11 protein-coding genes are annotated in these 15,174 nt (G+C 71.6%); 10 read left to right on the plus strand and 1 reads right to left on the minus strand.

The features are described 5' to 3' along the window. Positions 1 to 189: 189 nt before the first annotated feature. The 6 genes from JNO44_RS31015 (at position 190) to JNO44_RS31040 (ending at position 9,443) form a co-directional block, all read left to right on the plus strand. Positions 190 to 1,896: a DUF4192 domain-containing protein gene (locus JNO44_RS31015; protein WP_205366999.1), complete on the plus strand. Its 1,707-nt coding sequence runs from the start codon at positions 190 to 192 to the stop codon at positions 1,894 to 1,896. 215 nt (positions 1,897 to 2,111) lie between these two features. Next, complete coding sequence (locus tag JNO44_RS31020) at positions 2,112 to 4,106, plus strand: glycogen debranching N-terminal domain-containing protein (RefSeq protein WP_205370801.1); 1,995 nt, start codon at positions 2,112 to 2,114, stop codon at positions 4,104 to 4,106. A 47-nt stretch (positions 4,107 to 4,153) separates the two neighbouring features. Further along, entirely contained in the window at positions 4,154 to 4,924 is a 771-nt protein-coding gene (locus JNO44_RS31025; RefSeq protein ID WP_205367000.1) for an NUDIX hydrolase, read from the plus strand. 636 nt (positions 4,925 to 5,560) lie between these two features. Then, the gene (locus JNO44_RS31030; RefSeq protein ID WP_073449694.1) at positions 5,561 to 6,544 is read left to right on the plus strand and encodes a FadR/GntR family transcriptional regulator; all 984 of its coding nucleotides are present in this window, start codon (positions 5,561 to 5,563) and stop codon (positions 6,542 to 6,544) included. 395 nt (positions 6,545 to 6,939) lie between these two features. After that, on the plus strand, positions 6,940 to 8,496 hold the full coding sequence (locus JNO44_RS31035) for an RNA polymerase sigma factor (protein WP_073449692.1): 1,557 nt from the start codon (positions 6,940 to 6,942) through the stop codon (positions 8,494 to 8,496). A gap of 137 nt (positions 8,497 to 8,633) precedes the next feature. Beyond that, positions 8,634 to 9,443 (plus strand): serine protease, encoded by an 810-nt coding sequence (locus JNO44_RS31040; protein WP_205367001.1) that lies wholly within the window; start codon positions 8,634 to 8,636, stop codon positions 9,441 to 9,443. A gap of 150 nt (positions 9,444 to 9,593) precedes the next feature. Here the strand turns inward: JNO44_RS31040 and JNO44_RS31045 are convergent, their stop codons facing one another. After that, positions 9,594 to 9,824, minus strand: a complete 231-nt coding sequence (locus JNO44_RS31045) for a DUF7455 domain-containing protein (RefSeq protein ID WP_205367002.1) — start codon at positions 9,822 to 9,824, stop codon at positions 9,594 to 9,596. 444 nt (positions 9,825 to 10,268) lie between these two features. Here JNO44_RS31045 and JNO44_RS31050 point away from each other — a divergent pair, with 444 nt between their 5' ends. From JNO44_RS31050 to JNO44_RS31065, 4 genes are all read left to right on the plus strand, one after another. Continuing rightward, the gene (locus JNO44_RS31050) at positions 10,269 to 12,389 is read left to right on the plus strand and encodes a DNA gyrase/topoisomerase IV subunit B (RefSeq protein ID WP_205367003.1); all 2,121 of its coding nucleotides are present in this window, start codon (positions 10,269 to 10,271) and stop codon (positions 12,387 to 12,389) included. 159 nt (positions 12,390 to 12,548) lie between these two features. After that, positions 12,549 to 13,037 carry a DUF1453 domain-containing protein gene (locus tag JNO44_RS31055; RefSeq protein ID WP_205367005.1) on the plus strand — a complete coding sequence of 163 codons (489 nt, stop codon included), beginning with the start codon at positions 12,549 to 12,551 and terminating at the stop codon, positions 13,035 to 13,037. A gap of 31 nt (positions 13,038 to 13,068) precedes the next feature. Then, positions 13,069 to 14,235 carry a sensor histidine kinase gene (locus JNO44_RS31060; protein ID WP_205367006.1) on the plus strand — a complete coding sequence of 389 codons (1,167 nt, stop codon included), beginning with the start codon at positions 13,069 to 13,071 and terminating at the stop codon, positions 14,233 to 14,235. After that, positions 14,232 to 14,918 carry a response regulator gene (locus tag JNO44_RS31065; protein WP_205367007.1) on the plus strand — a complete coding sequence of 229 codons (687 nt, stop codon included), beginning with the start codon at positions 14,232 to 14,234 and terminating at the stop codon, positions 14,916 to 14,918. The genes JNO44_RS31060 and JNO44_RS31065 overlap by 4 nt, the downstream gene beginning before the upstream one ends. The last annotated feature ends 256 nt before the right edge of the window (positions 14,919 to 15,174 follow it).

The following is a 15,174-nucleotide window of genomic DNA, read 5'->3' on the forward strand; positions in this document are numbered from 1 at the left end:
CCCTTGCGGACGGACGCGAACGGGCCCGGAGTCAGACGCCGGTTCGGACTCCGGAGCCCTCCCGGCCACCCGCCCCGCCCCGCGTGGCACGCCGGCCCTCGGCACGGCGGAAGGCGGCGGAGCACCGCCGCGCCCGCGAGTTATCCACAGGGGTCGCGGAGCGCCGCACGACCGCGGGATCTTCGCACCATGAATCCGCACAGCGAACCGCACGAGCCCGGCATCGACGACACCCACCCGCACGGGGCGCGGCCCACCCGCGCCCCGCGCAACGACCCCGACCCCCACACCGTCGGGACGGGCCACCGCCCCACCGCCACCGACGGCGATCCCGCACCCCCGACCCCCACCCCGCCCCCGTCCCCGGCCCGCCTGAGCCCACCCGCCCCCTCGACACCCCACGACAACCCGCCCACCCCCTACGACCCTCCGAGCCCCGCCCTCTCCTGCAGCGCCCACGCCCCGCTCGCCGAGGCCGGGAGCCCCACCGACGCCGCCGACCCCACCGACCCGGCCGCGGGCCCGCCCGCCGAGCCCCAGGTCACCCTGCGCGGCCCGGCCGAACTCGCCGACGCCCTGCCGTACCTCCTCGGCTTCTATCCGGACGACAGCATCGTCATGGTCGCCGTGCACGGCGAGCGCGCCCGGTTCGGCGGCCGGCTCCGGCTCGGCATCCCCACCGACCCGTCGCACTGGCCCGACGTCGGCGACCAACTCGCCGACTGCCTGATCTCCGGCGCCCGCAAGCGCGCCGACCGCCTCGTCGGCGTTCTCGTCTTCCTCTGCCGGGAACCGGCGCCCGGCCAGAGCGGCCAGGACGTCAAGGAGCACCTCCGCCCCCTGGCCCAGCGGCTGCGCACCGCCTGCGGCGCCCTGGACGTGCCGGTCCTGGAAGCCCTGTGCCTCTCCAACGGCCGCTACTGGTCCTACTGTTGCCCCGACTACCGCTGTTGCCCCGCCGACGGCACCCCCCTGTTCCTGCCCGGCACGTCCGTCATGGCCGCGGCCGCCGCCTACGCCGGGATGCAGGTGCGCGGCTCGCTCAAGGAGATGGAGGCCCGGCTCGCGCCCCGCACCGGACGGCGCGGCGCCGACCAGGAAAAGGCGTTGGACGAAGCAGCCGCCGAACTCCTGCCGCGGATGCTCCGCCCGGACGGCGCCACCGCCGTCCAACGCGCCACCCTCGAACGCACCGCCGCGATGATCCACCGGTTCCGTCAGGACACCCCCTCCGGCAGCAACCGCGCCCGCGACGCCTGCGACGACGCACTGATCACCGACACCGAGGCCGCCACCCTCATCCTGGGCCTCCAGGACCGCACCACCCGCGACCGCGCCGCGGAATGGATGGACGGCCCCGACGCCGCGGCGGCCCTCAGGCTCTGGCGCGCCCTCGCCCGCCGCTGCACCGGCGGCTACGGCGAACACGCGGCGGCGCCCCTGACCCTCGCCGGCTGGGTCTGCTGGTCCACCGCGGACGGCCCCGCCGCCCGCGTCGCCCTCAGCCGCGCCCTGACCGCCGACCCCGACTGCCTCTTCGCCCAACTGCTGCACCGCGCCATCAACGAGGGCCTGGACCCCGAGCCGCTGCGCCGCTGCCTGCGCCGGCAGCACGAGGAGGCGAAAGAGACCGACGAGACCGAGGCGACCGAGGCGACCGAGGCGACCGAAGCGACCGGGGAGGCCCGGACCGACGAGACCGCCGAGACCACCGCCGACGGCCCCGCCGCGCCCCCGGCGGGCCGACGACAGCCCGCACAGCGCCCGACCCCACCGCGCCCGGGGGACGCCGCCCGGCCCCGCGGCCCACGGGGCGGCACCGGCCCCGGCTCCCGCACGACCGGAGCACCGGGCGACCGCCGGACCGGAAGGGACGGTGACCGAAGCCGGCGGTGACCGCGCGGGGCCGGATGCGGCCGGCGTGACCTGCGCGCCGGCCGCGCCGTTCACCTGAGTGGCGTAGTCCGGAAGGACCCCCACCTCATCATGGAGCGCAGAGCGTGCCAGGGATCGTCCCCACCACCCAGCCGACCCACCGGCCCGTCGGAGCGCGGCGCACCGCGCCGGCCCGGCCGCCGCAGCCCCAGCCCGTGCACGCGGCACTGGTCTGCGTGGCCCTTCCCTCGCTCGCCGTGTCGTCCCCCACGGGGCAGCTGACCGGCCGGGGCCTGGACGGCTGCTACCGCGACGGCCGACGGATCCTCTCCCGCTGCGAGGTACGCGCCGCGGGCGGCGAACCCCTCGTCGTCCAGGGGCGGTTGACCGGTGCGGACCGAGCCAGGTTCACCGGCGTGATCCGCAGAGCGGGCGAGCGCGGACCGGACCCGGAGATCCGGATGGAGCGGCTGCGGTCCGCCGACGGCACCGAGCAGATCACCTTCCACAGCAGCGCCGCCCGACCCGTCCGGCTGCCGGTCGAGATCCACCTGGGCACCGACCTGGCGGACCTGGGCGCCGTCGCCGTCGGCCTCCCCGGCCCCGAACTCCGCGCCGCCGTCCACGGATCCGGCCTCCGCTGGTCCGGTCGCGGGGCCCACGCGACAGTCACCGCCACCCCCGCACCACAGGACGCCCTGGCCTCCGCGGGCCTGCTCCGCTGGGAACTGGAGCTGCCCCCCGGCGGCCGGCGCACCATCGAGCTCCACCCCCGCCTGGAATACGGCCCGGGCGGACAACCGGCCCCGGCCGGGCGGGTCGGCCGGATCCTGGTCCCCGGCCCGCGCACCGCACCCACCGGCCCCCGCGCCCGCAGCGAACGGCCCCCGCGCTCCTGGTCCGCCGCCCGCCTGGAGTGCGACGACCCCCGCGCCGACGCCCTCATGGCGGGCAGCCTCGACGATCTGCACGGCCTGCTGATGCGCGACCCGGCCCTGCCCACGGACGTCTTCGTCGCCGGCGGCTTCCCCTGGCGCTGCGGCCTCGCCCCCGCCGAGGCCCTGTGGACCGCCCGGATGCTGCTCCCCCTCGGCACCCGGCTCGCCGCCGCCACCCTGCGCACCCTGGCGCGCACCCAACAGGCCACCCCAGGAGCGGATTTCGGCCGAATTCCCGGCCCCCTCCGGGACTCCGGACCCCACGCCCCGCCCGGCTGCACCGGCATCGAAGCCACCCTCCTCTTCCCGGCGGTCCTGGCCGAGGCCCGCCGCTGGGGCCTGCCCGACCACGAGACCGAGCGGCTGCTGCCCGCCGCCGAACGCTGCCTGCAGTGGCTGCGCACGGCCACCGACCCGCGCGGCACGGACCGCGGCGGCTACCTCCCCGACCCCGCACCCGAGAGCCCCTACCGCTGCGAGACCCAGGCTCACGCCCACCGCGCCGCCCTCCTCGGCGCCGATCTCCTGGACGCCTGCGGATCCCCCGGCGCCCCTGCGCTCCGCGACTGGGCGGCCGACCTGCGCACCCGCTTCCGCACGGACTTCTGGGTGGAGGACCGCACCGGCGGCCGCCCGGCCGCCCTGCTCACCGCCGACGGCCGCCCCGTCCCGCACCTCGGCGCCACCGCCGCCCATCTCCTCGACACCGGCCTGCTCGGCGGCGGAACCTTCGCCCCCGGCCTGCTGGACGCCGCCCGGACCGACCAACTGGCCCGACTGCTCCGCGCCCCTGTCATGGACTCCGGATGGGGCCTGCGCGGACTCGGCGCCAAGGAGAGCGGCTACAACCCGTTCGGCCACCGCAGCGGAGCGGTCCGCGTCCACGAAACCGCCGTCGCCGTCGCCGGACTCGCCGCGGCCGGTCACGAGGCTGCCGCCGCCACCCTGACCAGGGGCGTCCTCGACGCCGCCGAGAGCTTCGGCCACCGCCTGCCCGAGATGTTCGCGGGGGAGCAGCGCACCGCCGGCGGCGTCCCCGCCCCGCACCCGGCGGCCTGCCGCCCCGCGGCCGTCGCGGCGGCCGGCGCGGTGCAGATCCTCCTCGCCGTCGCCGGACTGCGCCCCGACGTCCCGGCCGGGACGGTCGCCGTGCGCCCGCTCGGCAACCCCCCGCTCGGCGCGATGCAACTGACCGGACTGACCCTCGCCGAGCAGCCCTTCGCCGTACGGATCAGCCGGCTCGGCATGGGCATGGTCGAAGAAGCCGCGGACGGTCTGCAACTGGGCTCCTGAAGCCCGCATGACCTGTTTATCGTCAGGCGGACGACTATGATCACGGCATGCCTCCCTACGACCCGTCGGCCTTCCCGCCCTTCGCCGTCACCGTCGACCTGGTCGTGCTCACCGTGCGCCGCCACGCCCTGTGCGCGCTGGCCGTGCGCCGCGGTGAGCCGCCGTTCCAGGGCCGCTGGGCCCTGCCCGGTGGATTCGTCCGCGCCGACGAGGACCTGGCGGAGGCGGCGGCCCGGGAACTCGTCGAGGAGACCGGCCTGCACGCCTACCCGCCGGAGGGCAGCCCGCCGCCCGCCTACGGCGCGCACCTCGAACAACTCGCCACCTACGGCGACCCCAAGCGCGACCCCCGCATGCGCGTGGTCAGCGTCGCGCACCTCGTCCTCGCCCCCGACCTGCCCGCGCCCCGGGCCGGCGGCGACGCCCACAGCGCCCGCTGGGCCCCCGTCGAATCCCTCCTGGACCAGGAGGGCAGTGCCCACGCCCGCGAAGGCGACCTGACCGCCCCGCTCGCCTTCGACCACGCGCGCATCCTCGCCGACGGGGTGGAACGCGCCCGCTCGAAGATCGAATACTCCTCGCTCGCCACGGCCTTCTGCCCGCAGGAGTTCACCGTCGGCGAGCTGCGCCGCGTCTACGAGGCGGTCTGGGGCGTCGCCCTCGACCCCCGCAACTTCCACCGCAAGGTGACCGGCACCCCCGGCTTCCTGGTCCCCACCGGCGGCACCACCACCCGCCAGGGCGGCCGCCCCGCCCAGCTCTTCCGCGCCGGCGGCGCGACCCTCCTCAACCCGCCGATGCTGCGCCCGGAGGTCTGACCCGCCCCGCGCCGTCCCCACGGTGGCCGGCCACGCACCGGCCACCGCCGCGCGCCCCCGTCTGCCTCCTGTGTGCACGCCTCCCCGCGCCGTCAAGAAGCCGCCGCCGAACTCACCGTCCCCGGTGACTCCGCGTCCCGCCCGGCAGCGGCCGCCCGGGCAACCCACCCACCACGGCGACTTCGCCCCATGTGATCGCCGCGCACCCCTCTCCCGCGCGACGCCCCGACGAACTCCGCCACGCGCCCCAAGGCCCCCGCGGAAGTCCCCGCCGACTCCCGCCAACTCCCGCTCGCCCCGGCGCGACTGGCCGTCGCGCACCACGACGCGCACGACCGCGCTCGACGCCGCCCCCGCACTCCGCCCGAGGCGCTCCGACCACCTTCCGGAACCGATCGAGGTCTTCCGCACATGGCGCCGCCGGTGCCCCAACCCGCAGTCTGCGCAGGGGTGTTGCCCCCGCCGCCCTGGTCTGCGCTTATGTGTTCACCGTGCTAACGGGCCGGAGGCGCCGATCGGCCAAAACGTCCGCTTCCAGGCCCCGTTGTTGCGCCCGCTGTCCACAACTCACCGACGAAAGCGCATTTCTTTCCGATAAAGCGTCAATTGCGAGATAACGGGCGATCACCCTTTCGTGTGCTTTTCACCAAAGACCTCAAGGCCGTTCAGGGTGTCGCCGACAAAGGATGCGTGAGTACCCTTGCGCACACCATGATGACCGCGGCTCGCCCCGGCGACACCGGCCTCGCAGGCCCCGGCGAGCTTGACCGCTACCCCTACGCCAACGCCGCCAACGCGGCCGGCCAGGACCGCACCGAGCGCGTCTCGCCGGTCTGGGAAGGCTCCGAGACAGACATCGGCCGGGTCGGCCGGCGCGCGGCGGGCAGCCGCGGCCGCGGCCTCCACGGCCAACTCGTCCAGCAGCTCGGCCAGATGATCGTCTCCGGCGACCTCGGCGCCGACCGCCCGCTCGTCCCCGAGGAGATCGGTCAGCGCTTCGAGGTCTCCCGCACCGTCGTCCGCGAGTCCCTGCGCGTCCTTGAGGCCAAGGGCCTGGTGAGCGCGCGCCCGAACGTGGGGACCCGAGTACGCCCGGTCAGCGACTGGAACCTCCTCGACCCCGACATCATCGAGTGGCGCGCCTACGGGCCGCAGCGCGACGACCAGCGCCGCGAGCTGTGCGAGCTGCGCTGGACGATCGAGCCGCTGGCCGCCCGGCTCGCCGCCGGCCACGGCCGCGAGGACATCCAGCAGCGGCTCGCCGACATGGTCGAGATCATGGGTCACTCGGCGGCCCAGGGCGACACCATGACCTTCGCCCGCGCCGACGCCGAGTTCCACACCCTGCTCCTCCAGCTCGCCGGCAACCGCATGCTCGAGCACCTCGCGGGCATCGTCACCTCCGCCCTGCACGTCTCCGGTGGACCCGGCAGCGGTTGCGAGCGGCCGGTCGAGACGTCCGTGGGTCAGCACATGAGGGTCGTCGACGCGATCGGCTCCGGCGACGCCTCCGCCGCCGAGACCGCGATGCGCCAGCTCCTCGCCGCCCATGGCGAGGCCGCCGGCCAGGGTGCCGGGACGCCCGTGGACCACGTCGTCCCCGCGCCGCGCGAGCACTGAAGCCTCGTACCTGACCGCGTGCGGACCGTGAGCACCGCGCGGACTCGCGCCCCGTGCACCCCTGCCGAGGACGCGCGACACGTACCGAAGGAGCACAAGATCGCCGGATCCGGGGCGTCGTCCGGATCCGGCGGAATGCTTTGAGAGGATTGCGCTGCATATGACTGGGAATGGGTCGTTATGGGGTGTGACTCGGGCCACGCAGATTGGGCGTAACGCTCTCCGGGGAAGCGCGATGACGTAAGAGGTGATAGCCGAGGAGGGAATACGAGCGGCGTTCGTGGCGCTGTTCAACTCCCCGGTTGCCCCTGCGCCGTCGGTCCATCCCCACCGGCGGTCGTCGGCTCCGATCCACAGTGGACGGGGTCGGAAGCCGTTTCCAACGTTCCGAGAGGTTGTTCGTGTCGGCCAGCACATCCCGTACGCTCCCGCCGGAGATCGCCGAGTCCGAGTCTGTGATGGCGCTCATCGAGCGGGGAAAGGCAGATGGGCAGATCGCCGGCGATGACGTGCGTCGGGCCTTCGAGGCTGACCAGATTCCGCCAACCCAGTGGAAGAACGTTCTGCGCAGCCTCAACCAGATCCTCGACGAGGAGGGTGTGACGCTGATGGTCAGTGCCGCAGAGGCGCCCAAGCGCACCCGCAAGAGCGTCGCAGCGAAGAGTCCGGCGAAGCGCACCGCCACCAAGACCGTCGCGGCCAAGACCGCCACGGTGAAGAAGACCACCACCGCCTCGGCCGCCACCTCGATGGCGGATCCGGCCCTCGGTGAGTCCGAGTCCGCGCCTGCGAAGAAGGCCGCGGCGAAGAAGACGGCCGCCAAGAAGACGGTCGCGAAGAAGACCACGGCCAAGAAGGCCACCGCGAAGAAGACCGGGTCCAAGAAGGACGTCGACGATCTGCTCGAGGACGAGCTGACCGAGGAGACCCCGGCGCCCGGCAAGGGCGAGCCCACCGACGCCGAGACCGCCGAGAACGCCGGTTTCGTGCTGTCGGACGAGGACGAGGACGACGCGCCCGCCCAGCAGGTCGCCGCGGCCGGAGCCACCGCCGACCCGGTCAAGGACTACCTCAAGCAGATCGGCAAGGTCCCGCTCCTCAACGCCGAGCAGGAGGTGGAGCTCGCCAAGCGCATCGAGGCGGGTCTGTTCGCGGAGGACAAGCTCGCCAACAGCGACAAGCTCGCGCCCAAGCTGAAGCGCGAGCTGGAGATCATCGCCGAGGACGGCCGCCGGGCGAAGAACCACCTCCTGGAGGCCAACCTCCGACTGGTCGTCTCCCTGGCCAAGCGGTACACCGGCCGCGGCATGCTCTTCCTGGACCTGATCCAGGAGGGCAACCTCGGTCTGATCCGTGCGGTCGAGAAGTTCGACTACACCAAGGGCTACAAGTTCTCGACCTACGCGACGTGGTGGATCCGCCAGGCCATCACCCGCGCCATGGCCGACCAGGCCCGCACGATCCGTATCCCCGTCCACATGGTCGAGGTCATCAACAAGCTGGCCCGTGTCCAGCGCCAGATGCTCCAGGACCTGGGCCGCGAGCCCACCCCGGAGGAGCTGGCCAAGGAACTCGACATGACCCCCGAGAAGGTCATCGAGGTCCAGAAGTACGGGCGCGAGCCGATCTCCCTGCACACCCCGCTGGGCGAGGACGGCGACAGCGAGTTCGGTGACCTCATCGAGGACTCCGAGGCGGTCGTCCCGGCCGACGCGGTCAGCTTCACGCTCCTCCAGGAGCAGCTGCACTCGGTGCTGGACACCCTCTCCGAGCGCGAGGCCGGCGTGGTGTCCATGCGCTTCGGCCTCACGGACGGCCAGCCCAAGACCCTCGACGAGATCGGCAAGGTCTACGGCGTCACCCGTGAGCGGATCCGCCAGATCGAGTCCAAGACCATGTCGAAGCTGCGCCACCCGTCGCGCTCCCAGGTGCTGCGGGACTACCTCGACTAGTCGAGACGGCTCCGATCGTGCCGCGAGCCCGGCCCTCCACCTCCGTGGAGCGCCGGGCTCGCGGCCGTCCGGGTGCGGGGCGCGCCCGTTTGGGTCACTCTGGGTAGGCGACCACTTTCCCAGAGTCGGGAGTCCGTATGCGCCCCACCGTACGCGCCGCCCTCGGGGCGCTTGCCCTGATCCTCGCCGTGCCGGCCTCAGCGGCCGCAGATGACCTGGTGGTCGGGGGGAAGCCCGTCCGCCTCTCTCAGAGCCCCTGGGCGGTCGCCCTGGCCTCGCACCAGCGGTTCGGGAACCGGCGCTCCGGTCAGTTCTGCGGCGGTGTGCTGGTCGGGCACGCGACGGTGGTGACGGCCGCGCACTGCCTGGGCCGGGAAGTCCTGGGACTGCCCTGGCAGGAGGTGAAGGACCTGCGCGTCGTCGTGGGTCGCAACAACCTCACCAGCAAGGGCGGCCAGGAGATAAAGATCGCCAACGTGTGGGTCAATCCGCACTACAACAGCTGGACCAACGAGGGCGACATGGCTGTCGTAACCCTCCAGAAGAGAGTCCCGAACCAACCCATTCAAATAGCGCGCCCCAACGACAGCGTCTACGACCCTGGCGGCGCCGCCACGGTCTACGGGTGGGGCGACATGACGGGCGACGGCAGCTACGCATCACGGCTGCGGTCAGCCAAGGTGAACGTGCTCCGCGACGCCGTGTGCACGCAGGCCTACCCGGGCAGCGCCGACGGCACGTACAAGGCCACCTCGATGCTGTGCGCGGGGGAGCTGAAGGGCGGGCGTGACGCCTGCCAGGGGGACAGCGGCGGGCCGCTGGTCGTGCGCGGCCAGCTGGTGGGACTGGTGTCGTGGGGGACCGGCTGCGGGCGCGCGGGCAGCCCCGGTGTCTACACCCGGGCGTCCGCGCTGCTGCCGGCCGTACTCGAGCACGGCGCCGATTGAATGACGCCGACTCGGCGACGCCGACTCAAAGACGCCGGCCAAGCGGGCAGCCGCAGCGAGCACGAGTGCGGGCGGCCTCCCCGGTCGTGCCGGAAAGTCCGCCCGCCGCACGGCGTTGAGCCGCTACTCGCTCGTCGTGGTTGCGATGTGTCAGCGTTCCTCTTCGGACGCAGACCTTGGAGTGGTCGTGAGCCGCTCCGTCTCGTCCTGTATTTCCGCGGCGATCTTCTTGAGTTCTGGCTCGAACTTGCGGCCGTGGTGGGCGCAGAAGAGCAGTTCTCCGCCGGACATCAGGACGACGCGCAGGTATGCCTGGGCGCCGCAGCGGTCGCACCGGTCAGCGGCCGTCAGCGGGCTCGCGGGTGTCAGAACAGTAGTCACGTCGCCTCTTCTCTAGCTCGACGAGCTGTCGTACCAGGGTCAACATCCAACCAGGCCGAAAACGTTCCCGCTCGTGCCTTTTCCTCGAAAAATTTCTTCCGAGGGGCCGGGTGCTGCCGGGTGGCGGCGAATGAGCCGTAGTGCGTGGTGGTCTGATTCACGTTGGTTGCTGAAGTCTGCCCTCCCGGCTGGCTTGCCGGTTGTTGATGAGGACGTGCCCGGAGCCTAAATGGTTCATGCCTCGAAGGGAACGTGATGTGCACGTCACTAGGACGTCACCCCATCGAGCGATCGAACGTACGAGCGAAATTCTACTACCATGGTCACGCTCACGGGTGGCGTCACATCGGCTCTACTGGGCCTCGGTACCCTCTCACCGGCGACACCGCCACAACCGAGTCCGCGGAATGCGGACTGTCAGAAATTCAGCGAGGAGCGAACCGCGTGACCGCCGAGATGTCCGTGCCGTCCACCGCAGTGCTGACCGGGGCAGACCGGGACGGTTCCAACTACACCGCGCGGCATCTGCTCGTCCTTGAGGGTCTGGAAGCCGTCCGGAAGCGCCCGGGCATGTACATCGGCTCGACGGACAGTCGCGGCCTGATGCACTGCCTGTGGGAGATCATCGACAATTCCGTCGACGAGGCGCTCGGCGGCTACTGTGACCACATCGAGGTGATCCTCCACGACGACGGGTCCGTGGAGGTCCAGGACAACGGCCGAGGGATCCCCGTCGACGTCGAGCCCAAGACCGGGCTCAGCGGCGTCGAGGTCGTGATGACCAAGCTGCACGCCGGCGGAAAGTTCGGCGGTGGCTCCTACGCCGCCTCCGGCGGTCTGCACGGCGTCGGCGCTTCGGTGGTCAACGCGCTCTCCGCGCGACTGGACGTCGAGGTCGACCGCAACAGCAAGACCCACGCGATCAGTTTCCGCCGCGGCGTCCCCGGTGCCTTCACCAAATCCGGACCGGACGCCCCGTTCGAGCCCGCCAACGGGCTGCACAAGGGCAAGCGCATCCCGAAGACCAAGACCGGCACCCGGGTGCGCTACTGGGCGGACCGGCAGATCTTCCTCAAGGACGCCAAGCTCTCCCTGGAGACGCTGCACGCCCGTGCCCGCCAGACCGCCTTCCTGGTGCCCGGCCTGACCATCGTGGTCCGGGACGAGCGCGGCATCGACGGTGCCGGGAAGACGGAAGAGACGTTCCGTTATGACGGCGGAATCAGCGAGTTCTGCGAGTACCTCGCCCAGGACAAGGCCGTCTGCGACGTCCTGCGGCTGACCGGCCAGGGCACCTTCAAGGAGACCGTGCCGGTGCTCGACGAGCGCGGCCACATGACACCCACCGAAGTCACCCGTGAACTGGGCGTCGACATCGCCCTGCGCTGGGGCACCGGTTACGACTCGACGATCAAGTCGTTCGTCAACATCATCGCGACCCCCAAGGGCGGCACCCACGTCGCCGGGTTCGAGCGTTCGGTGGCCAAGACCGTCAACGAGGTGCTGCGGGCCAGCAAGCTGCTGCGCGTCGCCGAGGACGACGTCGTCAAGGACGACGCCGTGGAGGGCCTCACCGCCGTCGTCACGGTGCGGCTCGCAGAGCCCCAGTTCGAGGGCCAGACCAAGGAGGTGCTCGGCACCTCCGCCGCGTCGCGGATCGTCGCCCAGGTGGTCAGCAGGGAACTCAAGGCGTTCCTGACCTCCACCAAGAGGGACGCCAAGCAGCAGGCCCGCTCCGTGCTGGAGAAGATCGTCGCCGCGGCCCGTACGCGCATCGCCGCTCGCCAGCACAAGGAGGCCCAGCGGCGGAAGACGGCACTGGAGTCCTCGTCCCTGCCCGCCAAGCTGGCGGACTGCCGCAGCGACAACGTCGACCGCAGCGAGCTGTTCATCGTCGAGGGCGACTCGGCGCTGGGCACCGCAAAGTTGGCGCGGAACTCGGAGTTCCAGGCGCTGCTGCCGATCCGCGGCAAGATCCTCAACGTCCAGAAGTCGTCGGTCTCGGACATGCTGAAGAACGCGGAGTGCGGCGCCATCATCCAGGTCATAGGGGCCGGCTCGGGGCGGACCTTCGACATCGACGCCGCCCGCTACGGCAAGGTCATCTTCCTCGCCGACGCGGACGTCGACGGGGCGCACATCCGCTGCCTGCTGCTGACGCTCTTCCAGCGCTACATGCGGCCGATGGTGGAACAGGGCCGGGTCTTCTCCGCCGTCCCGCCGCTGCACCGTGTCGAGTTGGTCAGCCCCAAGAAGGGCCAGGACAAGTACATCTACACGTACTCGGACAACGAGCTGCGACAGACCCTCCTGGAGCTCCAGCGCAAGAACGTCCGCTACAAGGACAGCATCCAGCGCTACAAGGGTCTCGGTGAGATGGACGCCGACCAGCTCGCCGAGACGACCATGGACCCGCGCCACCGCACCCTGCGGCGGATCAACATCAGCGATCTCGAAGCCGCGGAGAAGGCATTCGACCTCCTGATGGGCAACGAAGTCGCTCCCCGCAAGGAGTTCATCACCAACTCCGCCGCCACTCTGGACCGTTCACGCATCGACACCTGAGCCGGTCACAGCACGGTACGGGCGCCTCTCCACCCACAGGTGGAGAGGCGCCCGTCGCCATTTCCACCCACGTCCCACCCTGGCTCCGATCCGGGCCACGGGGCTCTCTCCGTAGCGTCGGGAGCGTCGAAATTCCCCGTACCACGGAGGCTTCAGGCCATGAGCGGCTTGCTCAACATCGCTGTGCTCGTCGCGATCGTCGCGATCGTCTTTGCACGGCAGTTCACGGCGCAGCGCGTCACGTCGGAGGGCAGGAAGTGGTGGCTGATGCCGGCCATCCTGGTCTTCCTGGCGCTGCGGCAGCCCGGCCTCCTGGACCCCGCTCATCGCGCCGCCTCCGTAGCGCTGCTGCTCGCCACGCTCTTGATCGGACTGGTCAGTGGAGCGGCCTGGGCGTGGACCACACGCCTGTGGACGGACGAGAACGGCGCGGTGTGGACCAAGGGAACCTGGGCGGCGGCGGGCGTATGGCTCGGTGGTATCGCGCTGCGCTTGGGACTCATGGGTGTAGCCGCCGTCCTGGGGGTCCACCAGAGCAGCCAGTCGACCCTGCTGTCCGTAGCCGCGATGCTGCTCACCCGTGCCGGTGTGACCGCTTGGCGGGCCCAGGGGCTCCAGCGGACGTACGGTGTCCCTGTCGCGGGCTGAGGCCCTGCGCCGCGCACCGAAAGGACCCGAAGTGCCGCCGAATGCCTGGACGCGATGGCCGCTGAGGGAGGCACTCTCGAAGGAGGGCCTCAGCGAGACTCGTCTGTGGATCGGCCGCGGCATCCGCGTCATTGTGCTTGTCGGCCTGCTCTGGGCCACCTTCGGGGGAGGGGCCTTCAGCGGTTGGGGACTGGCCGCGGCGGGTGCCGGAGTCGTCATCGCTGTGCTGGCGTTCCGAGGCTTCTTCCGGATGACACTGGAGCGGCGGATCTGGCCCTCCATCGTGCTGTTCGCCCTACTGGAGGCCACCGCCTTCGGCTTCTTTCTGGTCGGCGCCCGTTTGCCGGCGATCGTCGTGTGGTGCGCCTGCGCCATGACGGCGATGGAGCGACTGCCGCTCAGCGCCGCGGTGCCGTGTTCCGCCCTCGCACTCGGTGCGTTCGCCGTGGTGAATAGCGACAACTGGCTGACCACCGCCGTGACCGCCGCGGGTCTGGCGCTGGCCGGCTACGTCGTACGCCTGGACGCCGAGGCGCGCGGCAGTACGCAGCGGCTGCTGGTCCAGGAGCGCGCGGCCCGCAAAGCCGAGGCGGAGACTGCGGCCCTTGCCGAACGGGGGCGGATCGCCCGTGAGATCCACGATGTCCTCGCGCACAGCCTGAGCGCCCAGTTGGTGCATCTGGAGGCGGCTCGGCAACTGATCCAGCGCAGCAGCGATCTGGAGGCGGATCGCGAACAACTGCTGGAGCAGGTGGTGGCCTGCCGTGGGATGGCGCGAGAAGGGCTTGACGGCACTCGTGAGGCCCTTTCAGCCCTCCGCGGCGAGATGGCCCCGGTCGAGGACTTCCTGCGCCGTCTGGCGGCCGCTGAGGGCGCGGAGTTGGACGTTGTGGGCGAGCCGCGCGCACTCTCCGCGGAAGCGGGACTCGCGATCCGAAGGGTCGCCCAGGAGGCGCTGACGAACGTGCGCAAGCACGCACCGGGAGCCCGGGTGCGGATGCGGCTGGAGTACGACGAGGGCAACGTGGGCCTGATGGTGCGGGACTTCGGCGGTCGCGGCAAACCGGGTGAGCTCGCGATGAGCGGTTCCGGGTACGGTCTCCTCGGGATGCGGGAGCGCGCCGAACTCCTCGGTGGAACGCTGGAATCCGGCCCCGACGAGGAGGGTTTTGTGGTGCGGTTGAAGGTGCCCGCATGACGGCGTGTACAACGACGCGTGTGGTCGTGGTCGATGACCAGACGGTGGTACGCGAGGGCATCGTGATGCTGCTGGGGCTGCTGCCGGGCATCGAGGTTGTCGGTTCGGCGGCTGATGGCGATGAAGCCGTCCGCCTCGTTGCCGAACTCGCCCCCGACGTCGTCCTGATGGATCTGCGGATGCCGCGCTGCGATGGTGTCGAGGCCACTCGCCGCATCCGCACGGACCATCCCGGAACCCAGGTCGTGGTGCTCACCACGTATGCCGATGACGACTCGCTCTTTCCTGCCCTGCAGGCCGGCGCTCGTGGGTACCTCACCAAGGATGCAGACGGGGACGAGATCGTCCGCGCCATCGACGGCGTGCTCTCGGGCGACGCGGGGCTGTCACCGAAGATCCAGCGTCGCCTGCTGGAGCGCATCGCCGAGCCCGCACCGAGCCGTCCCGAACCGCCCGCAGAGCCGCCGGACGGGCTCACCGCCAGGGAGGTGGAGGTGCTGCGTCTCGTGGCGGGGGGCCAGACCAATCCGGAGATCGCCCGTACCCTGCACGTCTCCACGGCGACGGTGAAGACGCACATCAACAACCTGTTCGCCAAGGCGGGACTACGCGACCGGGCGCAGGCGATCCGGTATGCCTACCGGCACGGCCTCGCGGAGCCTCCGGGGACGTCCGCACGGTGAGTCGACGCGGAGAGATGCTTGCCGGTCCTGTCGGCACAGTGCTGATGGCGCCGGTGGACCGTTGCCCTTGCCGCGGGCGTCGTGAGGGTCGGGTGGTGCTCCGCGGCCGTGGGCAGGGAGCGGTTCCCCGCGCTGCGAGGGCTCACGCCGGGACGACTTGAGCGCACGGCGGAGTCCGGGCCGGGGCCGACGCGGAGTTATCCACAGCCCGCGCGGTTGCGGATTGTGCGTGCGTAGCCTCGCAGGGTCAGGTCCG

The sequence above is a fragment of the Streptomyces noursei genome (assembly GCF_016917755.1).
In the GTDB taxonomy this organism is placed as follows: domain Bacteria; phylum Actinomycetota; class Actinomycetes; order Streptomycetales; family Streptomycetaceae; genus Streptomyces; species Streptomyces yunnanensis.